Annotated in this window: 20 protein-coding genes; 10 read left to right on the top strand and 10 right to left on the bottom strand. The window is 69.5% G+C overall.

Annotated elements, in window-relative coordinates; all coding sequences use genetic code 11:
* Positions 1-13: 13 nt before the first annotated feature.
* The 6 genes from METUNV1_RS10830 to METUNV1_RS10805 all read right to left on the bottom strand — a co-directional run bounded on the left by METUNV1_RS10830 (position 14) and on the right by METUNV1_RS10805 (position 6,336).
* The gene (locus METUNV1_RS10830; RefSeq protein WP_043359719.1) at positions 14-2,869 is read right to left on the bottom strand and encodes an EAL domain-containing protein; all 2,856 of its coding nucleotides are present in this window, start codon (positions 2,867-2,869) and stop codon (positions 14-16) included.
* A 7-nt stretch (positions 2,870-2,876) separates the two neighbouring features.
* The gene (locus METUNV1_RS10825) at positions 2,877-4,583 is read right to left on the bottom strand and encodes a tetratricopeptide repeat protein (protein WP_008061650.1); all 1,707 of its coding nucleotides are present in this window, start codon (positions 4,581-4,583) and stop codon (positions 2,877-2,879) included.
* A gap of 88 nt (positions 4,584-4,671) precedes the next feature.
* On the bottom strand, positions 4,672-4,920 hold the full coding sequence (locus METUNV1_RS10820; RefSeq protein ID WP_008061648.1) for a S4 domain-containing protein: 249 nt from the start codon (positions 4,918-4,920) through the stop codon (positions 4,672-4,674).
* Positions 4,917-5,531 (bottom strand): hypothetical protein, encoded by a 615-nt coding sequence (locus tag METUNV1_RS10815; RefSeq protein ID WP_008061646.1) that lies wholly within the window; start codon positions 5,529-5,531, stop codon positions 4,917-4,919. Before METUNV1_RS10815 ends, METUNV1_RS10820 begins: the two co-directional genes overlap by 4 nt.
* Positions 5,528-5,890, bottom strand: coding sequence for a hypothetical protein (locus tag METUNV1_RS10810; protein ID WP_008061644.1), 363 nt, complete (start codon positions 5,888-5,890; stop codon positions 5,528-5,530). The genes METUNV1_RS10815 and METUNV1_RS10810 overlap by 4 nt, the downstream gene beginning before the upstream one ends.
* On the bottom strand, positions 5,887-6,336 hold the full coding sequence (locus tag METUNV1_RS10805; protein ID WP_008061642.1) for a hypothetical protein: 450 nt from the start codon (positions 6,334-6,336) through the stop codon (positions 5,887-5,889). Before METUNV1_RS10805 ends, METUNV1_RS10810 begins: the two co-directional genes overlap by 4 nt.
* Positions 6,337-6,632: 296 nt before the next feature.
* Between METUNV1_RS10805 and METUNV1_RS10800 the strand changes: the two genes are divergently transcribed.
* The 3 genes from METUNV1_RS10800 to METUNV1_RS10795 all read left to right on the top strand — a co-directional run bounded on the left by METUNV1_RS10800 (position 6,633) and on the right by METUNV1_RS10795 (position 10,246).
* The gene (locus METUNV1_RS10800) at positions 6,633-8,390 is read left to right on the top strand and encodes a methanol/ethanol family PQQ-dependent dehydrogenase (protein ID WP_008061637.1); all 1,758 of its coding nucleotides are present in this window, start codon (positions 6,633-6,635) and stop codon (positions 8,388-8,390) included.
* Positions 8,391-8,533: 143 nt separating this feature from the next.
* Entirely contained in the window at positions 8,534-8,662 is a 129-nt protein-coding gene (locus tag METUNV1_RS20110; protein ID WP_269746557.1) for a hypothetical protein, read from the top strand.
* A gap of 135 nt (positions 8,663-8,797) precedes the next feature.
* Positions 8,798-10,246 carry a YdgA family protein gene (locus tag METUNV1_RS10795; RefSeq protein ID WP_008061633.1) on the top strand — a complete coding sequence of 483 codons (1,449 nt, stop codon included), beginning with the start codon at positions 8,798-8,800 and terminating at the stop codon, positions 10,244-10,246.
* Here the strand turns inward: METUNV1_RS10795 and METUNV1_RS10790 are convergent.
* On the bottom strand, positions 10,153-10,926 hold the full coding sequence (locus tag METUNV1_RS10790; protein WP_232416332.1) for a hypothetical protein: 774 nt from the start codon (positions 10,924-10,926) through the stop codon (positions 10,153-10,155). The two genes, METUNV1_RS10795 and METUNV1_RS10790, sit on opposite strands and share 94 nt — an antisense overlap.
* A gap of 158 nt (positions 10,927-11,084) precedes the next feature.
* Positions 11,085-11,501, bottom strand: a complete 417-nt coding sequence (locus tag METUNV1_RS10785) for a putative zinc-binding protein (protein ID WP_043359717.1) — start codon at positions 11,499-11,501, stop codon at positions 11,085-11,087.
* Between the two features lie 176 nt (positions 11,502-11,677).
* On the opposite strand from METUNV1_RS10785, the gene METUNV1_RS10780 reads away from it, so the two are divergent.
* Positions 11,678-12,472: a ferredoxin--NADP reductase gene (locus METUNV1_RS10780; RefSeq protein WP_008061628.1), complete on the top strand. Its 795-nt coding sequence runs from the start codon at positions 11,678-11,680 to the stop codon at positions 12,470-12,472.
* Between the two features lie 9 nt (positions 12,473-12,481).
* Here the strand turns inward: METUNV1_RS10780 and METUNV1_RS10775 are convergent, their stop codons facing one another.
* Complete coding sequence (locus METUNV1_RS10775) at positions 12,482-13,105, bottom strand: DNA-3-methyladenine glycosylase family protein (RefSeq protein WP_008061627.1); 624 nt, start codon at positions 13,103-13,105, stop codon at positions 12,482-12,484.
* A 138-nt stretch (positions 13,106-13,243) separates the two neighbouring features.
* On the opposite strand from METUNV1_RS10775, the gene ada reads away from it, so the two are divergent.
* Both ada and alkB read left to right on the top strand, forming a co-directional pair.
* Complete coding sequence (gene ada, locus METUNV1_RS10770) at positions 13,244-14,359, top strand: bifunctional DNA-binding transcriptional regulator/O6-methylguanine-DNA methyltransferase Ada (RefSeq protein WP_008061626.1); 1,116 nt, start codon at positions 13,244-13,246, stop codon at positions 14,357-14,359.
* Complete coding sequence (gene alkB, locus METUNV1_RS10765) at positions 14,359-15,003, top strand: DNA oxidative demethylase AlkB (RefSeq protein WP_008061625.1); 645 nt, start codon at positions 14,359-14,361, stop codon at positions 15,001-15,003. Before ada ends, alkB begins: the two co-directional genes overlap by 1 nt.
* Positions 15,004-15,021: 18 nt before the next feature.
* On the opposite strand, the gene METUNV1_RS10760 is transcribed toward alkB, so the two are convergent.
* The gene (locus METUNV1_RS10760; protein ID WP_008061623.1) at positions 15,022-15,807 is read right to left on the bottom strand and encodes an SDR family NAD(P)-dependent oxidoreductase; all 786 of its coding nucleotides are present in this window, start codon (positions 15,805-15,807) and stop codon (positions 15,022-15,024) included.
* A 172-nt stretch (positions 15,808-15,979) separates the two neighbouring features.
* On the opposite strand from METUNV1_RS10760, the gene pdxR reads away from it, so the two are divergent.
* The 4 genes from pdxR (at position 15,980) to METUNV1_RS10740 (ending at position 21,471) form a co-directional block, all read left to right on the top strand.
* On the top strand, positions 15,980-17,455 hold the full coding sequence (gene pdxR, locus METUNV1_RS10755) for a MocR-like pyridoxine biosynthesis transcription factor PdxR (RefSeq protein WP_008061622.1): 1,476 nt from the start codon (positions 15,980-15,982) through the stop codon (positions 17,453-17,455).
* Between the two features lie 161 nt (positions 17,456-17,616).
* Entirely contained in the window at positions 17,617-19,749 is a 2,133-nt protein-coding gene (locus METUNV1_RS10750; protein ID WP_008061621.1) for a molybdopterin-containing oxidoreductase family protein, read from the top strand.
* 3 nt (positions 19,750-19,752) lie between these two features.
* Positions 19,753-20,058: a ferredoxin family protein gene (locus METUNV1_RS10745; protein WP_008061620.1), complete on the top strand. Its 306-nt coding sequence runs from the start codon at positions 19,753-19,755 to the stop codon at positions 20,056-20,058.
* Between the two features lie 6 nt (positions 20,059-20,064).
* Complete coding sequence (locus METUNV1_RS10740; RefSeq protein WP_008061619.1) at positions 20,065-21,471, top strand: FAD-dependent oxidoreductase; 1,407 nt, start codon at positions 20,065-20,067, stop codon at positions 21,469-21,471.
* The last annotated feature ends 21 nt before the right edge of the window (positions 21,472-21,492 follow it).

The raw sequence follows: 21,492 nt of genomic DNA, 5'->3' as shown, positions 1-21,492 counted from the left end.
CGGGCCGACGTCTCTAGACGCCCGCGAAGCCCTGATCGTCGTCCGGCGGTTCGGGGCTGCGGAAGCCGCCCACCCAGTCCTGGAACTGTTCGGCCGGCATCGGCCGGGCGATCAGATAGCCCTGGGCCACGTCGCAGCCGAGCGCGGCCAGCGCATCCCAGTGCTGCCGCGTTTCAACACCCTCGGCCACCACCTTGCGGCCCAGGTCGTGCGCCAGATCGACGGTAGACCGCACGATGACCGCGGACTCGCTGCTGCCGGTCATCGCGCGCACGAAGGACTGGTCGATCTTGATGCAGTCCACCGGCAGCTTGAGCAGATAGCTCAGCGACGAATAGCCGGTGCCGAAGTCGTCGATATAGAGTCGCAGGCCTTCCGCGCGCAGACCGTTCAGCACGCCCAGCGCGAACTCGGCATCCTCCATCAGCGCGCTTTCGGTGATTTCGATCTCCAGCAGCCCGCTGCGCGTGGTCCAGTGGCCCAGCATCTGCCGGATCCGGTCCACCAGATCCTCGTCGCGCAGCGAACGGGCCGACAGGTTCACCGCGATCGGCAGCGCGCGCCCGACCGCCTCCCACCCGGCGTTCAGCTGCAGCGCGCGCTCGAGCACCCATTCGGTGAGTGGCTGTATCAGGCCGGTCTGTTCGGCCAGCGGGATGAATTCGGCCGGCGGTATCAGGCCTCGCTGCGGATGCTGCCAGCGCACCAGCGCCTCGGCACCGCATACGCGACCGCTGCGCATGTCGACCTTGGGCTGCAGATGCAGTCTCAGATCGCCCGCCTCGATCGCGCGCCTCAGTTCGCCGGCCATGTTCAGCCGGTGCGACGGCCCCTGATAGCAGTCCGGGTCGAACACCATGCAGTCGACACCGCGCTTCTTGGCGTGCCGCACCGCGATGTCCATATGCCTGAACAGGTCGTGCGGTGTCGAGCCGTGGTCCGGATACAGCGCGATGCCGATGCGGGTGGACACCTCGATCGGCAGTTCGGCCAGCGCGAAGGGCTGCGACAGGACGGCGCGCAGCCGCTGTGCCATCGCCAGTGCGGCCGCGCGCCCGCTGGCCGGCAGCAGCAGCGCGAACTCGTCGCCGCGCAGACGGGCGATGCTGGCACCGGGCGGCGCCACCTCGCCCAGCCGCCGGCCGAACTCCTTCAGCATGTCATCGCCCTGACCGAAGCCGAGCGCGTCGTTGATTTCGCTCAGCCGCTCGATATTCATCTGCAGCAGCGCGAACGGCCGCGCCATCCGCAGGCTGTCTTCCAGTTCCGCCGTCAGCAGTTCGCCGAACAGCATCTGGTTCGGCAGCCCGGTCAGCGTGTCGTACTGGGTGAGCCGGTACATCTGTTCACGGGTGCGCAGGCTGGTCACGCCATAGGCCAGATCGTCCGCCGACTCGCGTATCAGCGACCGGTCCTCCCGGCCGTCACCGTCCGCCGGCACGCGCACCGCCAGCACGCCGATCAGCTGGTCGCCCGCCCGCAGCGCACACGCCATCACCGGACCGCCCTCCAGCGCGTCAAGCGGTAGCGGCAGACAGTCCTGAGCGAAGCAGGCGATGCGGTCTCCTGCCTGCAGCGCCTCGATGACCGGCGCCGCCTCGGCGGCGGAGGCGGCGATCAGCGCGTCCATGCCGCCCGGATGCCCGCACTGCGCGGTCGGCACCAGCGCCCCGCCGGCATCGCTGAGCCACACCGCGGCCATCGGGTAGCCGCCCTTGTCGACCAGTTCGCGGCACATGCTGTCCAGCAGATCGTGCTCGCCGGTCGCGCGCAGCATGGCGCGGTTGCCGGCGCTCAGCGTGCGCAGCGCACGACTCACCCGCTCCAGTTCACCGACGCGCTGTTCCAGTTCGCCATTGAGCTGGCGTATCCGCGCCTCCGCCCGCTTGCGGCCGGTAATGTCGGCCCCCAGTACGTAGTAACCGGTCACCTGGCCCCGTTCATCGAAGCGCGGCAGATAACTGATGAACTGCCACTCGCCTGGAAAGGGCTCCCAGTCATAGTCCTGCGGCTCGCCCTGCAGCACGCGCCCGATCAGCGGCGCCACGACCGCGTAGCGCGCTTCACCGATCACCTCGCGCACGGTCAGGCCGGTCAGGTCGCTGCGTCCGGGTGCAAACCGTTCGAGATATCGGGCATTGACATACACGTATCGCTGACGTGCATCCACATGAGCAATGATGGCCGGCGTCCGGCTGATCACGTTGCGCAGGTGATCCTCGCTGTTGCGCAGCCGCTGACGGATCAGCACATAGGTGGCACCGAGCAGCGCACACAGCAGGATGACGACCGCAACACCGGCACCGACCAGCGCGTCGCGCGTCCTCAGCTGGGCGGCGGTGCGCTGCCTGAGCTGGCGGCGCTGCGCGTCGTCCATGTCGCCGAGCAGCCCGTCGATGCGCTCACGCGTCTGCTTCAGCGGCGCGGTAGCGACGAAGGCGCTCGCCGCGGCCTCGCCCCCGGTCTTGCGCAGCATCTCAATCTGCCGCGACAGCGCGATGCGCTGGTCGATCACCGCCTTCAGGTCGGCCCAGCGTGCGCCTTGCACCGGATCATCGGCAATCAGTTCGCGCACCCGTGTCATCACCTCTTCACGCCGGAGCATGGCACGGTCACGCTCCGCCAGCCGCGCCGGATCGCCGGTGAGCCTGAAGCCCTGGGTGCTCAGTTCCACCTGCAGCGTTTCGGCCCGGGTGCGGGCCAGTCCGTTCAGCAGCTCGTGGGCGGACGCCAGACGCAGGGCGGCGACGTGGGCGTCATGCACCACCGTCCACGCGGTGACCGACATGCCGGCCACGACGAGCACGGCCAGCAGGAACACGATGCGTATCCGCGCTTCGAAACGGGCGTGTTCCGGCGCGGGACTCATCCGGCGCTCAGTCGCCTGCCGCAACGGGCTTCACGTCGAAGGCGATGCAGATGCGTTCCTCGTTCGACTGGAAGGGAATCGTGCGGTGGAACAGCGAGGACGGGAACAGCACGATGTCGCCCACCTCGGGCAGCAGGGTCCTGCGCGGAAAGTCGTCGTGCTCGCGCGGGTAGTCGTCACCGTCGGTGCTGAATTCGATGCCGCCGGCGGTGCTGCCCTCGGGCCGGTCCGACGGCATGGCGAGATAGAGCACGCCGGACAGCCAGCCCTCTTCGTGGATGTGCGAGGTCAGATGGCCGCCCCGACTCATTTTCACGTACCAGGAACTGGCGAATTCGGTGGTCGGCGGAAAGTCCTGCGCGTACACGCAGTCCTCACCAATCAGCCGCTGCCGGTAGCGCTCGATCTCGTCGCGGATCAGCTCGACCAGCCGCGCGATCGAGGCTTCCGGCCGGCGGAACAGGTGGCCGGACGACTGCACGCCGTAGTGCAGCCGGCCCTGCTTGCGCGCCTGGATGTCGGCCTGCGTGATGTCGCGCAGCAGATCGCTGCGCAGGCTGTCCGCCGGATCGGTCAGCGGGTCGAGACGGGCGTGATGCACCAGCGCGATCGGGTCCGGACAGAAGCGGTAGGGGTCGGGCCGGCGCCGGTTGGTCGCGTGATGGGCCGACAGCGTGGCCAGCATCGGCGAGCGGTGGCGTTCGCCCAGACGGGCCTGCAGCCGCGCCTCGAATTCGTCGCTGCGGCGCAGCTTGTACAGGCAGTACAGCACGCGGTCATCGGCATCGAGCACACCCGCCTTTTCGAAACAGGGCAGCGCCTTGTCGTACTCGTGCAGGTCGTGATGCAGCAGACCGAGGTTGTAATGCGCGCCGCCGTGATCGGGGTCGATCGCCAGCGCGGCACGGAAGGCGGCCAGCGTGCCTTCGCCGTCGCCCTGGTCGCGCAGGATTTCGCCGAGATTGCTGTGCGCGTCGGCATATTCCGGCGCCAGCGCGATCGCGCGGCGATAGCTTTCGGCGGCATCCATGATCAGGCCGAAGGCACGCTGCGCGGTACCGAGGTTGAACCAGGCGGTGGCGGTGGGCTGGATGTCCAGCGCCTTCTGGTAGCAGCGCACCGCCTGTTCCGCCTCGCCCGACTGCTGCAGCGCCGCGCCGAGATTCGACCAGGCTTCGACGAAGCCGGGTTCGGCCTCGACCGCGCGCCGGTAGACCTCGATCGCCTCGCCGCGTGCGCCCTGGCGGTCGAGCACGCTGCCCAGATTGAACAGCGCCACCGCGAAGCGCGGCTGCAGCGCGATCGCGCGCCGGTAGCTGGTCGCGGCCTCGTCCAGCCGGCCCAGCGCGTCCTGCACCACACCCAGGTTGTACAGCAGTTCCGGAAAATCGCGGCGGATGGCGAGCGCCCGGGTGTAGGTGCTCAACGCCTCCTGCAGCCGGCCGCGCTGCTGCTGCACCAGGCCGAGGTTGGACAGCAGTTCGGCCGAGCCGGGATTGGCCTTCACCGCGCCGGCGAACGCCTGCTCGGCCTCGTCCAGCCGGCCCAGCGCAGCCAGCGCGGAACCGAGCACGCTGTGCACCACCACCGCAGCCGGGTAGCGGGCGGCCAGCTGGCGCGCGGCAGTCACCGCCTCGGCCAGGCGGCCTGCGTTGTACAGATTGAACAGGGGCTGTAGTTCGCCCGGTCCGGGCTGGCGTGCAGTGGCGTTCATGACGGTTCTCGTGTGGTCGTGCGCGGCGCCGCGACGACGCCGGGCGCATATATATAGCGCCCCGCGGCCCGGCGCCAGTTGACCGCGCTCAGTCCGCGTCCGATACGGCGACGCAGCAATCGGGCGCCACGGTCTGCGATGCCCGGAGCACGGGCGATCCGTCCACACTCACGACGCCGGCATCGACCAGCCGCTGCGCCGCAGCACGCGACGGCGCCAGACCGCGCGTCACCAGTAGCGCGTCAATGCGCACCTGACCGCCGCGGTCCGGCGGCGCCTTCACGGCGGCTGCAGGCTGCGGTGCCGGTCGTGCGGTACGACGGTGAAAGGACTTCATTTCAGCACCGACGGATAGGGCGCACCGGGCAGCACCGCGGTCGGCACACCGAAGCCGCCGGCCGCCGGGGCCGCGTAGCCAGCGGGTGGATCGCCGGTTTCCAGCTTCACGATGCGGCGCTGCGACGCTTCGTCCGCCACGTCCTCGACCCAGGTGATGCGCAGCCACTGACCGTCGTGCAGATCCAGCGGCGGCGTCTGCGCGTTGGTGAAGCCGGGCTGCTGCGCACCCGGCGGCCAGATGAAGGTGACGCCACCGACCACCACCCGCTCCCAGTGCCGGTAGCGACGCGTGCTGTCACGCCGGCTGTCGGTGATGTCCTCGCGCCAGCGCGCGTGGGCGAACACCGCACCCTCGACCGTCTGCACCTCGCCTGCCGCCAGGTGAGTGGCCAGCCGGTTCTGGTCCCAGGTGTTCACGCCATAGCCCAGCACCGCCACCAGCACGCCGAAGCCGGCCACCACCTTGGCGGTGGGCGAACGCTCGCCGCGCCGTCGCGCCCGCCACAGGAAGCCGCCGGCCAGCACCAGCATGCCGGCGCCGAACAGCACGAAGCCGATGTACTCGTGGGCATCGGCAGTCGAAAGGTCATAGACGGTGTGCCAGTTCATGGCAGGTCCTCGCCGTCGGCATTGAATTCCGCCAGCCGCCAGCGGCGGTCGGCGCCGGTGCGCAGGTAGAAGGTATAGGGCGCGCAGTGCAGCAGGCGGTCCTGCCCTTCGGTCAGCGGGCGCGCCTGCGCCAGACAGCGGCTGAGCCGCGCGTCGAACAGTACCGGCACCGCGCGGATGAAGGTGGCGCGGTCAAGCCGGCGCCCTTCGTACAGGAAGGGCAGTTGCGTGAGGTCGGCGATGGCCGCGGCATCGCGCGCCATGAGCGCGCTGCGGAAGCGGCCGAGGAAAGCGTCGACATCGTCCGCCTGCACCGGCAGCGCGACCAGCATCAGCAAGCACAGCGCCAGCCGCTTCATTCGGGATCGCGCCGGCAGGCCGGGTGCTCCGGCTGTTCTGTGCAAAGCCGCGGCCAGGTCGGCAGGTCAGGCGCGGTCAGCGGATTGCCTTCGATGCCGCCACAGCCGGGCGCGTCGAAGGGGCGGACGCAGGTGCGCGCGCTCTGGCCGCCGCGGCCGTCGAAGCCCTGTACCGCCTCCAGGCGGCCGCCGGGGAAGTAGAGCCGCATCAGCAGCGGCGTATCGTCCGCCGACTGCATCACCCACAGCGTGCGGCAGCCGCTGTAATCGCGGGCAAAGCCAGCGTTGCGCGGCCACACCAGCAGGAAGCCGCCGGGCGTGACATAGGCACCGGCATCGGCTGGCGGCCGGGTAAGCCCGCAGTGGCGACCGTCGGCGGGAATGCCCGCGGCGGCGACCGACAGCCACGACAGGCAGGCGCATGACAGCAGCAGACGGATTTTCATGCCGGCTCCGGGATGACGACGTGATCCCTGAAGTGTAGGGCCTGCCGTGATCCGTTTCATGCCGATCGCGCAGTCCGGAATCCGGACGCTTCCACCTCGTCGCTCGTTCGATTCCTGTCCGCCTGCTGCCGGCTGCTGATCGCCCGCCGGACTTCAGGCATGCGCGTCGAAAGCACATCCACACTGGTTCTTCGGCAATCCGACGTCATCAAACGGGATGCTTTCCCGTCACTGGCACAGCGCTTGCGCAGTCGCTGCGTCCGCGGTCGCCGAGCCGCCCCACTGGAGACAGGAAGATGAAACCGCATGTCCTCGCCGCCTTCGTGCTGGCCGCCCTGACACAAGGCACGCCGGCCCACGCCGGCGTCACCACCGCCGACATCGAGAACGACGCCCGCAGCACCGGCGACGTACTGACCTGGGGTCTGGGCACCGAAGGCCAGCGCTACAGCCCGCTGGCGAAGATCAACGCGAAGAACATCAAGCGGCTGGTGCCGGCCTGGTCCTTCTCCTACGGCGGCGAGAAGCAGCGCGGCCAGGAAGCGCAGCCACTGATCGTCGGCGGCAAGATGTTCATCACCGCGTCCTACTCGCGGCTGTTCGCGCTCGACGCCAAGACCGGCCGCAAGCTGTGGTCCTACGAGCACCGGCTGCCCGAAGGCATCATGCCCTGCTGCGACGTGATCAACCGCGGCGCCGCCGTCTATGACAATCTGGTCATCTACGCCACGCTGGACGCCCAGCTGGTTGCGCTCGACCAGAACACCGGCAAGGTGGTGTGGAAGGAAAAGATCGACGATTACCAGGCCGGCTATTCGTCGTCCGCCGCGCCCATCATTGCCAAGGGTCTGGTGCTGACCGGCGTGTCCGGCGGCGAATTCGGCATCATCGGCCGGGTCGAGGCGCGCGACGCGAAGACCGGCAAGATGGTGTGGGTACGCCCGACCATCGAAGGCCACATGGGCTACAAGTTCGACGAGTCCGGCAACAAGGTCGACAACGGCATCAGCGGCACCACCAACGCGAGCTGGCAGGGCGACCTGTGGAAGACCGGCGGTGCGGCCACCTGGCTGGGCGGCACCTTCGACGCGAAGACCGGCCTCGCCTATTTCGGCACCGGCAACCCGGCGCCGTGGAACAGCCATCTGCGCCCGGGCGACAACCTGTACTCCTGCTCGACGGTGGCCATCGACGTCGCCACCGGCCAGATCAAGTGGCACTTCCAGGGCACGCCGAACGACGGCTGGGACTACGACGGCACCAACGAATTCGTCACCTTCGACGCCGGCGGCAAGCGGCTGGGCGCCAAGGCTGACCGCAACGGCTTCTTCTACGTGCTGGACGCGAACACCGGCAAGTTCGAGCGCGGCTTCCCCTTCGTGAAGAAGCTGGACTGGGCCAAGGGTCTGGACGAGAACGGCCGCCCGATCTACGACCCGGCCAAGCGCCCGGGCGACCCGACCGCCAGCGAGGACGGCAAGAAGGGATCGTCGGTGCACGTGTCGCCGTCCTTCCTCGGCGGCAAGAACCAGATGCCCATGGCCTACAGCCCGGACACCGGCCTGTTCTACGTGCCGTCCAATGAATGGAGCATGGACATCTGGAACGAGCCGATCAGCTACAAGAAGGGCGCGGCCTATCTCGGTGCCGGCTTCACCATCAAGACCGCCGACCCGAAGGACATCGGCGGCGACTACATCGGCGCGCTGCGCGCGATCGACCCGAAGACCGGCAAGATCGTGTGGGAAGTCACCAACAACGCGCCGCTGTGGGGCGGCGTGCTGACCACCAAGGGCGGTCTGGTGTTCTGGGGCACGCCGGAAGGCCTGCTGAAGGCGGCGGACGCGAAGACCGGCAAGGAGCTGTGGTCCTTCCAGGTCGGCACCGGCATCGTCGCGCCGCCGATCACCTGGGAACAGGACGGTGAGCAGTACGTCGCAGTCACCGCCGGCTGGGGCGGCGCGGTGCCGCTGTGGGGTGGCGACGTCGCGAAGAAGGTCAATTACCTGAACCAGGGCGGGTCGATGTGGGTGTTCAAGCTGATGAAGAACTGAGCACCCGCAGCCGCCGACCCGGCGCCGCGCGACAGCGGCCCGGGGCAACGTCTCCTCATGGTGTTCGTCCGTACCGGGCGAACGCAACCGGCGCCCCGTGCGCCGGTCTTTTTTTCCGCCACCGACATCCGCCCCAGATGAACATGAGCACCCGCACCGCCGCCGCCCTGTTCGGGCTGGCCCTGCTGATCGCCTGCCTGCCCGATCTCGCGCGCGATCCGTCACCCGACCTGGCCACACGTCCGCTGGGGGCGCAGCAGGCCGGCAAATAACTGTTTCGCCGCTTCAGGAGTACGGAAGCCCTGCCGTTGTTCGGACAGCCCGAAGATTTCACGGGTGAATCAAAAGCACCGTGTCATGATGCGCGCCGCATCAGACCGTCCGTTCACACAGGGATTATCCGAACCATGAAAAAAGCCGCCCTGATCGCCGCGATCGCCCTTCCCGTTGCCTACACCGGCAGTGCCTGGTATCTCGGCCAGCGCATCGAAACCTCTCTGAATGACCAGGCAAAACAGGTCGAAGGCATCCCCAGCATCAAGGTGGTGAAGCGCGACTACCAGCGTGGTCTGTTCTCGTCGACCGAAACCGTCACCTTCGAACTGATGGGCGATGTCACCCGCGCGATGCAGCAGGCCGGCGGCCCGGCAATGGAGGCGGTGAAGATCACCGTGCGCTCCGACATCCGCCACGGCCCGTGGCTGGGCGGCGCCGAATTCGACGCCGGCGTCGCGCAGGCCGAACTGGTGCTCGAAGGCGAAGCGAAGGAATGGGTGAAGAAAGTGTTCGGCGACCGGAAGCCGATCGAGGTCCGCACCGTCTATCACTTCGCCGGCGGCGGCCGCTCGGATTTCAGCAGCCCGGGCTTCACCTTCGATCTGCCGGTCAGCGATCCGTCGGACGCCCTGCGCGTGGTGTGGGACGGCATTACCGCCCGCGTCGATTTCGCCGAGGGCATGGCCCGCTACACGCTGCAGGGCAGCGCACCGAAGATGGAAATGACCGACGCCAAGGGCGGGCGCATCGTGATGCAGGGCCTGAATTTCAGCGGCGACCAGGCGCGGCTGTTCGCCGACGATCCGCTGCTCTACACCGGCACCCAGCGCTTCACACTGGACAGCTTCGGCATTCATGATCCGAGTGGCACGCTGCCGCCGGTGGAACTGGCCAAGGTCGTCTATGAGGTCGACATTCCGAAGCAGGGCGATTTCATTGACCTGATCGCCCGCATCGGCAGCGAAAAGCTGACCGTGGCCGGCGCGAACTACGGGCCGGCGCACTACGACTTCTCCTTCCGTCACCTGCACGCCCAGACCGCCTCGCGCATGTACCGCAGCTTCGTCGCGATGTCGTCCGACCCGCAAACCATGCTGAATCCGGAGGCCATGCAGGCCCAGATGGGCCAGCTGATGGGTCCGGCGCTGGAACTGCTGGGCCATGCGCCGGTGATCGCGATCGACCGCCTCGCCTTCAACACGCCGCAGGGCCCGGCTTCGCTGAACGCCCGCGTCGCGCTTGCCGGCATCACGCCGGATGACCTGTCGAATCCGCTCGGCCTGCTGGCCAAGCTCGACGCTGCCGGCGAACTGTCGCTGCCCGAAGTACTGGTGCGCGAAACCGTGTCCGGCCGCAACCAGGGCCAGATCTACGCCAGCTACGGCGAAGAGGCGGACCCGCAGGAAGTCGCCGCGATGGCCAACGCCCTGTTCGACCAGCAGCTCACCACCTTCGTCGACCAGGGTCTGGTCAGCCGCACCAACGGTCAGCTCACGGTGAAGGCCGCCTTCAGCAAGGGCCAGTTCACGGTGAACGGCCAGCCCTTCAATCCGGCTGCCATGGGCGCGATGCCGCAGTAAGCCCTCGCCCCCTTCCCCGGCGCCTCAGCGCGGCGGCGCTCGCTCAGGCGGGCGCCCAGCCACAGCATAGACAGGCCGGCCAGCATGAGCAGCGACATGCGCGGCTCCGGCACCGGCGCCACCTCGACCGCGTTCAGCACGAAGTTGTTGCCCTGGCTGGCGCCCGGCGGCAGCTCGGTGATGAAGCCGCGCTGCAGCGCGAAACTGCCCGCAGCCCAGCTGGCCGGCACGTCGTCACCGGTGAGCGAGGACGACGGCGCGGCGGTGCTGTTGCCGAAGGTGAGCTGGAAGAAGCGCGGCAGATCCGGCGTCGCCGCCTCGACCACCGCCACGCGGAACAGCAGGGTGTCGCGATACAGACCGAGCACGAACTCGTCATTGATCACGTCGATTTCGCTGTTCGGCGCCTGCGCGGTGTACTGGGTGTAGTGCTGCGACCCGAGGGTGGCGCTGAAGCCGGTAATGGCCCCAGGGTAGTAGCCCATCCAGTTCAGCGGCTGGCCGTCGGCCACCGCCGGATCGAACAGCAGCGAGCCGGACACCGCATCGCCGACCGCGATGCCCGGAATCGCATCACCTGCGCTCAGGCTGTCCACCACGCCGGAAAAGGTGAGCCGTGACACCGCGCCGGCCGGACCGCTGACCGCCAGCATCGCAGCCAGCGCCAACCCGGCGGCCACAGCCCGACCCCTGCATGCGCGACCGAGTGTGCCACCGAGTGCACGACCCCTAGCGCCCTTCGGCCCGCACCGACGCTTCGCTCCATCCTTCATGCCCTTCTCCTCGCTGAGTGGAACTTCCAGTCAAGCAGCGCAGGGCGGGACCGTGTTGACGCGGATCAGACCGGACCCGGATCGCCCGGCGCCGCTGCTGCGACCAGCGCGTCGGCCAGCTCGTCGGCCAGCACTGCGGCCCGCTCGTACAGCCGCTGCGCTTCGTCCTCGTCGAATTCGCCGTGCTGACGCTTGCGCACGCCGTGTTCGTGCAGCCGCAGGTGACGGTCCGGCTGCAGATCGTGCCGCGCCAGGCTGTGGCGCACGCATTCCAGCGGGCAGCCGTCGAGCGCCAGTATCGGGCGGCCTGACAGCGCGACCCGCAGCAGCGGTTCGACGTCGCCGCCCACGCCGGCGATGCAGGACATTTCCGCCCGTTCGCTGCGGTCCAGCTTCACCGCGATGTGATTGGCCATCTGCGCCGCGCTGGAACAGCCGGAGCAGGCATAGACGAGGGGCAGCTGACGGTGACGGGCGCTCATGGCGGGCCTCCTTGCCGGCGAAGTGCGCGGATGCGGACGCGCCAGTCTGTGCCTGCGCCTGCCGCCCCGCCTTGCGCTGGCGCAAACCTGACGCGAACCGATGGCGCGTGGCCGCTGTCATCCGGATGGAGCCTTCCGGCAGAAGCACCGCGAAGGACGCGTCGAAGGAGCAGGCCATGAACGACTCCGCCACCGCATCACCCGCCACCCCGTCACGCGTGCCGCAGGCGAGCGCGCAGCGCATACGCGCCATCCGCCGCTGGACCGCGGACCTGTGGTCGCTGCGCATCGAGCGGCCGGCCGGTTTCCGCTTCCAGCCCGGCCACTACCTGCGGCTGGGCCTGCCGGTGGAGACGCCGGCCAGCGCGGTGTGGCGCCCCTACTCCATCGTGTCCGCGCCGGACGACGAGGCGCTGGAAATCGTGCTGGTACGGGTGCCGGACGGCGCCTTCACCTCGCAGCTGGCGCGGCTGGGCGAGGGCGACCCGGTGCTGCTGGAACAGGCGGTATTCGGTTTCTTCCTGGAAAGCCAGCTCGCACCCGGCGACACGCTGTGGATGCTCGCCACCGGTACCGGCATCGGGCCCTACGTCTCGCTGCTGCGTACGCCGGGTGCGCTGGACCGCCACCGTCGCGCGGTGCTGGTGCACAGCGTGCGCCGGGCCGACGAACTGAGCTACCGCGACGAGATCGAGGCGGCGGTGGCCGCGTCCGGCGGACGGCTGCACTACCTGCCGGTGGTCACGCGCGACACCGTGGGCGGCACGCTGAGCGGCCGCATTCCCCGGCTGATCGATGACCGCCTGCTGCAGTCGGCGGCCGACGCCGCGCTGGAACCGACCGGCAGCCGGGTCATGGTGTGCGGCAATCCGGCGTTCACCACCGACATGCGGGCGCTGCTGTCGGCGCGCGGCTTCACGCCCTGCCGGCGCGGCAGCCCGGGCACCATGCTGTTCGAGAAGTACTGGTAGGCGCCGACCTCAGACGGTGCGCGGCACCCGCCACAGATACCAGCTGGCGGCGGTGCGGTGCGGCGACCAGGGCAGCGCCAGCGCGCTCATCTGCCGCGGTGTCGGCGGTCTGTCCAGCCTGCGCAGCCGGCGGTAGCCGTCGCGCACGCCCAGATCGTCCGCCGGCAGCAGGTCGGTGCGGCCCAGCGTGTAGATGAGCATCATGTCCACCGTCCACCGGCCGATGCCGTGCAGCGGGGTGAGCCGGGCGACCAGCGCGTCGTCGCCCAGCGTGAGCGCCTCGGCCAGCGACGGCACCGTGCCGTCGAGCGCGGCCGCCGCGATGGCGCGCAGCGTGTCCGCCTTGCGGCCGGAAAAGCCGCATGCACGCAGCGCCTCGACCGGCGTGTCGCACACCTGCTGCGGCGACGGAAAGGCGACGTCGCCATAGAGCGCAAGAAAGCGCGCGATCATCGTGTCGCCGGCGCGCACGCTGAGCTGCTGGTAGGCGACCGCGCGCAGCAGCGCCTGCCAGGGCTCGCGCAGCGGCTTGGGCGCGTGCAGGCAGGGACCGACGGTGGCGACCAGCGCCGCCCAGTCCGGGTCCAGCGCGGCGAGGAAGCGTTCGGCTTCGCGGAAATCGGGCGCGTTCATGGCGACCGAGTATCGGCAGCCAGGCCCGGCGCGGCAAGCACGAATTCGAAAGCAAGCCGCGGAGTGCGCGCCGGACATGCGACGATTAAGGTCCGTCCATCGGCACCCTGCGTGCCGCTACGGAACGATGGCATCACGATGAACACGACGACGCCGCCCCTGCTCTCTCCTACCGGCTCGCAGCCGGCCTCCGTCCGCGCGCGCGCCGCCGCCACACTGGCCGATCCGCGCTGGGCCGCGGTGCGCACGCGCGACGCCACGGCCGACGGGCGCTTCTTCTACTCGGTCCGCAGCACCGGCGTGTATTGCCGCCCGTCCTGCGGCGCGCGTACGCCGCGACCGGAAAACGTGGGCTTTCACGCAAGCGCGGCCGACGCGGAAGCGGCCGGCTTCCGCCCCTGCCGGCGCTGCCGCCCGGATCTGCCGCCGCTGGCCGAAAGGCAGGCGGCGCTGGTCGCGGCCCTGTGCCGGCAGATCGACGCCGCCGACACCGTTCCGTCGCTGGACGCGCTGGCCGCGTCGGCCGGGCTCAGCCGCTTCCACCTGCTGCGCGTGTTCAAGGCGCACACCGGCCTGACCCCGCGCGCCTGGGCGGCCGCCCGCCGTGCGGAGCGGCTGCGCGCACGTCTGGCCGACGGGGCCTCGGTGACCGCAGCCATCGTCGACGCCGGCTACGGCTCGACCAGCCGCGTGTATGAAAAGTCGGCGCAGCCGCTGGGCATGACGCCACGCCGCTACCGCGCGGGCGGCGCCGACACCGACATCCGCTTCGCGATCGCGCAGTGCGCGCTGGGCGCCCTGCTGGTGGCCGAGAGCGGGCGCGGCGTGTGCGAGATCGCGCTCGGCGACGACCCGGACGCGCTGGCGCGTGCGCTGCAGGACCGCTTTCCGCAGGCGCGCCTGACCGGCGACGATCCGGCCTTCGCACGCCGGGTGGCGGAAGTGGCCGGCTTCGTCGAGGCACCGGGCATCGGCCTGGCGCTGCCGCTGGATATCCGCGGCACCGCCTTCCAGCAGCGGGTATGGGCGGCGCTGCGCGCGATTCCACCGGGCGCCACCGTGAGCTACAGCGAACTGGCACAGCGCATCGGCGCACCGGCCGCGGTGCGCGCGGTGGCCAGCGCCTGCGCCGCCAATACGCTGGCGGTGGCGGTGCCCTGCCACCGCGTGGTGCGCACCGACGGCAGCCTGTCCGGCTACCGTTGGGGCGTGGCGCGCAAGCGGGCACTGCTGGACCGGGAACGCGGCGACTGATGGATCTGTTCGACGAGCAGGAGCGCGAAGCCGGTCTGCAGCCTCTGGCGCCGGGTGCGGCGCTGCTGCGCGGTCACGCGCGCAGTCGCGGCGACGCGCTGGTGGCCGCGGTGCATGACATTGCGGCGGCGTCGCCCTTCCGTCATCTGGTCACGCCGGGCGGCCATCGCATGTCGGTCGCCACCACCAGCTGCGGCACGCTGGGCTGGCATTCGGACGAAGGCGGCTATCGCTACACCGCGCGCGACCCGCACACCGGTCACCCCTGGCCCGCGCTGCCCGAGCTCTTCGTCGCGCTGGCGCGGGACGCCGCCGAACGTGCCGGCTTTCCCGGCTTCGTACCGGACGCCTGCCTGATCAACCGCTATCAGCCGGGCACCCGGCTCACGCTGCATCAGGACCGCAACGAGCGTGACGAGTGCGCCCCCATCGTATCGGTGTCGCTGGGCATACCCGCGACCTTCCTGTTCGGTGGCCTGCAGCGCAGCGACCCGGTGCGCAGACTGCGTCTGGTCCATGGCGACGTGGTGGTGTGGGGCGGCCCCTCACGCTTCGTGTTCCACGGCGTGCAGCCGCTGATGCACGCGGAACATCCGCTGACCGGCGCCTGCCGCATCAATCTCACCTTCCGCCGCGCCGGCTGAGCGCGGCCGGTCGGCCGCTCAGGCCAGCAGCGCCTGCATGATGCGGCGATGCACGCTGCGCGGCGTGAAGCGCGTCGACCATGCGGACAGCTTGTTCATGACGCCGGGCACCACGCAGGCGCGCCCGGCCTCCAGCGCGCGCAGGCCGGCTTCGGCCACCGGCCGGGGCTTCATCCGCATCAGCGCGAGCGTGGCCGACACCTTGTGGCCGGCGGTGCGGGTGAAGGCGGTATCGGTCAGGCCGGGCGCCAGCACGGTGACCGTGACGCCGTGCGGCGCCAGTTCGTCGTGCAGCGCCTCGCCCAGGCTGAGCACATAGGCCTTGGTCGCGGCGTAGGCGGCATAGACCGGCGAGGCCATGAAGCCAAGCAGACTGGACACCAGCAGCATGTGACCGCGGCCGCGCCGGCGCATGTCCTCGCCGTACAGCCGCGCCAGCCGGGTGAGCGCCGACACGTTGAGATCCAGCATCTGCTGCAGTCGCTGCGGATCGGCCCCGGCGAAATCGCCATGCACGCCGACGCCCGCGTTGTTGATCAGCACGTCGATGCGCAGCCCCTGCCGGTCGGTGCGCCGTTTCAGCTCGGCCGCTGCGTCCGGCAGCGCCAGATCGAGCACTTCCACGTGCACTGCAACACCGTGCGCGCGGGCCAGCGTCTCCGCCAGCACGGTCAGCGCCTCGGCGCTGCGTGCCACCAGCACCAGATTGCATCCGCGCTCCGCAAGCAGCTGCGCGAACTCGGCGCCCAGTCCACCGGATGCACCGGTCACCAGCGCCCAGCTTCCCCTGTCGAGGGCCGTCATGTCGTCTCCTGTGCTTCGTGCACCGCATTCCGTCGTCTGCCAGGCGGCTGCGATGCGTTTTCTGATTCTGCGGTGTTCTTCGGTATAGACCGGCGCGGGCCGCGCTGCTGCTAATCTGCGTGCATGCGCGGCCGGGCCGGTCTCCGGTGCGCGTTCAATCGAGTCACACCCCGTGCATCTACCCATCCTCCTCGACCCGTCGCTCGGCAGCACGCTGCAGGCGCAGATCGTTGCGCAGATGCGGGCGCTCATCGAGCACCGGATGCTGCCGCCGGGCGCGGCCGTACCGGCCACGCGCGACCTCGGCCGCCAGCTCGGTGTGTCGCGCAACACGGTCACTGCCGCCTACGACGAGCTGATCGCGCAGGGCTACCTGTATACCGAGCGCGCGGTCGGCACCTTCGTTGCCCGCACGCTGCCCGACCACCTCATCCGCTCGCCGGACAGCCACGACGATCTGCGCAGCGGCGCCGAGCACCGCGCACTCAACCTGCCGCTGCCCTACGGCGGACGCGGGCTGACCGGCCTGCACCGGCCGGCGCAGCCCGAACTGGACGCCGACTTCGTGTTCGGCCGCATCGACCCGCGCAGCTTCCCGGAGCGCACCTGGCGCAGGCTGATCACCGAATGCCTGGGCGGAGCCGCCGAGCGCATGAGCGAGTACAGCCACCCGGCCGGCCTGCCCGAACTGCGCCAGCTCATCGTGAACCATCTGGCCAGCACGCGCGGCATGGTCGCCTCCGCCGAACAGGTGATGCTGGTGGCCGGCTTCCAGCAGGGCATAGACCTGGTGGCCCATCTTTTCGTCGGCACCCGCACGCCGGTGGTGATGGAAGCGCCCACCTACCGCGGCGCGGCTTTCCTGTTCGAAAGCTATGGTGCGCAGGTGATTCCGGTCACCGTGGACGCGCATGGCGTGGAAGTGCGGCAGCTGCCGCAGCGCCGGGTGAAGCTGGTCTATGTCACGCCCTCGCACCAGTTTCCGACCGGTGTCACCATGCCGCTGCACCGCCGGCTGGCGCTGCTGGAATGGGCGGCGCGCAACGGTGCCTACATCCTGGAAATCGACTACGACGCCGACTTCCGCTACGAAGGCGCGCCGCTGCCCACGCTGCAGTCGCTGGACCGCAACGGCTGCGTCATCTACGTGAATTCATTCACCCGCTCGCTCGGACCCGGCCTGCGCATCGGCTACATGGTGCTGCCGCGCGATCTGGTGCGCACCGCCACCACCATCAAGTCGCTGATGGACAACGGCCTGCCCTGGCTTGAGCAGGCGGCACTGACGCAGTTCATCCGCGACGGCAGTTACGACACCCATCTGCGCCGGCTGCGCACCGCGCACGAAGCGCGCCGTAACGCACTGATCAGCGCGCTGCGCGCGCGGCTGCCCGACGTCCGCGTGCAGGGGGCGGACGCTGGCCAGCACGTGCTGCTGCATCTGCCCGACGCCTGTCCGCCGGCAAGCGAGGTACAAACGGCCGCGCGCCGCCTCGGCACCGGCGTCTATCCGCTGGCCGACAGTCCTGCCTGGTTCCACGAACTGCTGCCGGCACACGAACGCTGCCTGATGCTGGGCTATACCCATCTGGCCGAAGCGCAGATCGAAGGCGGCATCGACGCGCTGGCGGCAGCGCTCGGCCACTGAGCCCGGCGCGGGCGAGGCCGCTGGCACCATCGTTTTTTCTCGAACTGGCCCTGTCTCCCTTCCGCAGCGCTGACTAACTTTCATCCGGCAGACATCGGGACCGGGCTCCGCAGAGGGCCCGTCCATCCACCCCTTGTCACCTTTTCCACCGGGAGAAAGCCATGTCCACCCATTCGAGCGAAACCCTTGTCGTACGGGGCGCCTGTCCGCAGGACTGCCCCGATACCTGTGCCTTCCTGTACCACGTCGAGGACGGCAGGCTGGTCGAGGTGACCGGTGATCCGGATCACCCGATGACGCGTGGCGGGCTGTGCGTGAAGCTGAAGAACTTCGCCGAGCACCACTACAACCCGGACCGCCTGCTCTACCCGATGAAGCGGGTCGGGCCCAAGGGTTCGGGCATGTTCGAGCGCATCAGCTGGGACGAGGCGCTGGCGACGATCAAGTCGAGGTGGACCGACATCATCGCCGAGTACGGCACCCAGGCCATCATGCCGCACGCCTATCTCGGCCATCAGGGCACGCTGAACGGCCTGACCGCCGGTGACGCCTTCTTCAACCGGCTGGGTTCGACCGTGGCCGAGAAGACCTATTGCGAATCCGGTTCATCGACCGCCTGGATCATGACCGTGGGGCCGACCGGCGGCATGGACGTCGAAAGTCTCGCGGTGTCGAAGTACATCATCGTGTGGGGCATGAACATGCTCAACACCAATCTGCATGGCTGGCCCTTCGTGCTGAAGGCCAAGGCGGCCGGCGCCAAGATTGTGGTGATCGACCCGGTGCGCACCCGCACCGCCAAGCAGGCCGACTGGCATATCCGCATCAGGCCGGGCACCGATGCCGCGCTGGCGCTGGGCATGATGAACGTGATCATCAGCGAGGACCTGTACGACCACGACTACGTCGAGAAATACACGCTGGGCTTCGACCAGCTGAAGGCGCGCGCGGAGGAATTCCCGCCCGAGCGGGTATCCGAGATCACCGGCATTCCGGTGGTCGACATCCTGACGCTGGCGCGCGAATACGCCGGCACGCAGCGCTCGGCGATCCGGCAGGGCGTGGCGGTCGAGCGCAGCCCGGGCGGCGGCGACGCGGTGCGCGCCATCACCTGCCTGCCGGCGCTGACCGGCGCCTGGCGCTACCCGGGCGGCGGCACCATCGAAATGCCGATCTGGGAATTCCCGTTCAAGTTCGACTTCATGTGCCGGCCGGACTGGATTCCGCCGGGCACCCGCGTAATCAACGAACTGGAGCTCGGCGCCGCGCTGACCGGCGCGATGCCGCTCGACCCGCCGATCAAGTCGCTGTTCGTCTACAACTCCAACCCGGTGTCGCAGGCGCCGGGCGCCGGCACCATCGTCGAAGGGCTGCAGCGCGAAGACCTGTTCATGGTGTGCAGCGAACTGTTCATCACCGACACCGCCAAGTACGCCGACATCCTGCTGCCGGCGACCATGCAGGCCGAACAGCTGGACATCATGGTGACCTGGGGCCACCTCTACATGCACCTGAACCAGCCGGCGATCGCGCCGCCGGGCGAATGCGTACCGAACGTCGAACTGTTCCGCCGGCTGGCGAAGACCATGGGTTTCACCGACGAGCACTGGGACCTCGACGACTGGGACATGCTGCGCCGCTGCTACGACTGGGACGCGCCGGTGATGAAGGGCATCACGCTGGAAGCACTGAAGGAAAAGGGCTGGATGCGGCTCGACGTCGGCCTGCCGGACGAGCGCACGCCGCACGCCACCGGCGACTTCAGGACGCCCTCGGGCAAGTGCGAATTCGCGTCCAGCCTGGCCGCCGGCGGCAACTTCGTCGTACCGGTGTGGCGCTCCGGCTACGAGGCGATGCAGCCGGGCACGTCGGTCGATCCGGTGCCGAACTACATCCCGTCGGTCGAAACCATGCTGCCGGACGGCGCCAGCGCCTTCCCGATCAATCTGGTGTCGCCCAAGCCGCACGCCTTCCTGAACACGCAGTACGCGAACGAGCCGACGCAGCAGCGCCGCCAGGGCGAACAGATCATCGTCATCCACCCGATGGACGCCGGCCCGCGCAGCATCGAACAGGGCAGCTATGTGAGGGTGTTCAACGAGCGTGGCGCCTTCGAGGCGCGCGCCGAGGTCAGCGAGGACGTGTCACCCGGCCTGATGATGACCAATGTCGGCCACTGGCCCGGGCTGAACCGCAGCGGCACCGCGGTCAACTCGACCACCTCGACCCGGCACTGCAATCTCGGCCAGGCCGGCACCTATTCCGACAACCGCGTCGACGTGCAGAGGGTCTGAACCATGACCCATGTCGTGACTGACAACTGCCGCGGCTGCCGCTATACCGACTGCGTGGCGAGCTGCCCGGTGGCCTGCTTCCACGTGAACGAGGTGCGCGTCTATATCGACCCGGCGGTGTGCATAGACTGCAGCGCCTGCATTCCGGCCTGCCCGGTGCACGCCATTTTCGAGGAATTCGACCTGGCGGACGACCAGCAGCACTGGATACGCATCAACGCCGAGGCGGCGCAGCGCTATCCGGTCATCCGCACGCGCCTGGCGCCGCTCGACGGCGCCGACGCGCGCCGCCAGCAGCTCGGGCTGTGATGCGCGATGTCGATACCCGGAACTGAAGGCCAGCCACTGCGCGTGGCCATCGTCGGCAGCGGGCCCGGCGGCTTCTACGCCGCCGAAGCCCTGCTGGAAAGCGGCCTGCAGGTGGAGGTCGACCTGATCGAACGCCTGCCGGTGCCCTTCGGCCTGGTGCGCTTCGGCGTCGCGCCCGATCACGCAAAACTGAAATCGGTCACCGCGGTATTCACGCAGATCGCCGAAGACCCGCGACTGCGCTTCTTCGGCAATGTCGAGCTCGGGCGCGATGTGTCGGTGCGGCAGCTGGGCGCGCTCTACCACGCGGTCATCGTCGCCACCGGTGCGGCCGGCGACCGCCGGCTCGGCATAGCCGGCGAACACCTGCCGGGCGTGCACGCGGCCGGCGATTTCGTCGGCTGGTACAACGGCCGGCCGGAATGCGCCGACATCCAGTTCGATCTCGACCAGGAGGTCGCCGTGGTGATCGGCCAGGGCAATGTGGCGATCGACGTCTGCCGCATCCTCGCGTCGCCGATCGACGCGCTGCGCCGCACCGACATCGCCGCGCACGCACTCGACGCGCTGGCGCGCTCGCGCGTCCGCGAAATCCATCTGGTGGGCCGGCGCGGCCCGGTGCAGGCGAAATTCACCCCGAAAGAGCTGCGCGAACTGGGCGCCCTGCCCGGCTGGCAGCCGCGCGTCGATCCAGGCGCACTGGTGCTCAACGACGCCAGCCAGGCCGAACTGGCCATGCCGGGCTTCGTTCACGCCCCGCGCAACCTGGACATCCTGCGCGGCTTCGCGCAAGCGCCGGTCGAAGACGGGCGGCGCCCGCTGCACCTGCATTTCCACCGCGCGCCGGTGGCGCTGAGCGGCAGGTCGCGCATCGAACGGATCGAACTGGAAGCGCAGGTGCTGTCGGGTGAAGCCGGCGCGCAATCGGCCACGCCGACCGGCGAGCGGCTGAGCCTGCCGGCCGGGCTGGTGCTGCGCAGCGTCGGCTACCGCGGCACGCCGCTGCCCGGCCTGCCCTTCGATCTGGTGCGCGGCGCGCTGCCGCATCGCGACGGTCGCATCGTCGACACCGGCGGCACGGTGCTGCGCGGCTGGTACGCGACCGGCTGGATCAAGCGCGGCCCGACCGGCGTCATCGGCACCAACCGCGCCGACAGCGTGGACACGGTGGCGGGCCTGCTGGCCGACCTCGCACAGCTCGACACGCTGAAAGCCGGCCGCGCCGGCCTGCTGGCGCAACTGTCAGCCGACCGCAGAAAGGTGATCGATTTCGCTGGATGGCGCGCGATCGCGCAGGCCGAAGCCGAGCGCGGGCGCGCGGGCGGCAAACCGGCGGAGAAGTTCGTCCGGGTCGACGACATGCTGGAGGCCGCCGTGGTGGCCGGTGCACCACGGTCGTGGGAGCGCGCCTGATCGCGCCAGCGGCCGGAATCA

This window comes from Methyloversatilis universalis FAM5, from assembly GCF_000214035.2.
Taxonomy (GTDB): Bacteria; Pseudomonadota; Gammaproteobacteria; order Burkholderiales; family Rhodocyclaceae; genus Methyloversatilis; species Methyloversatilis universalis.
This window is presented reverse-complemented; position numbering and strand designations above follow the sequence as displayed.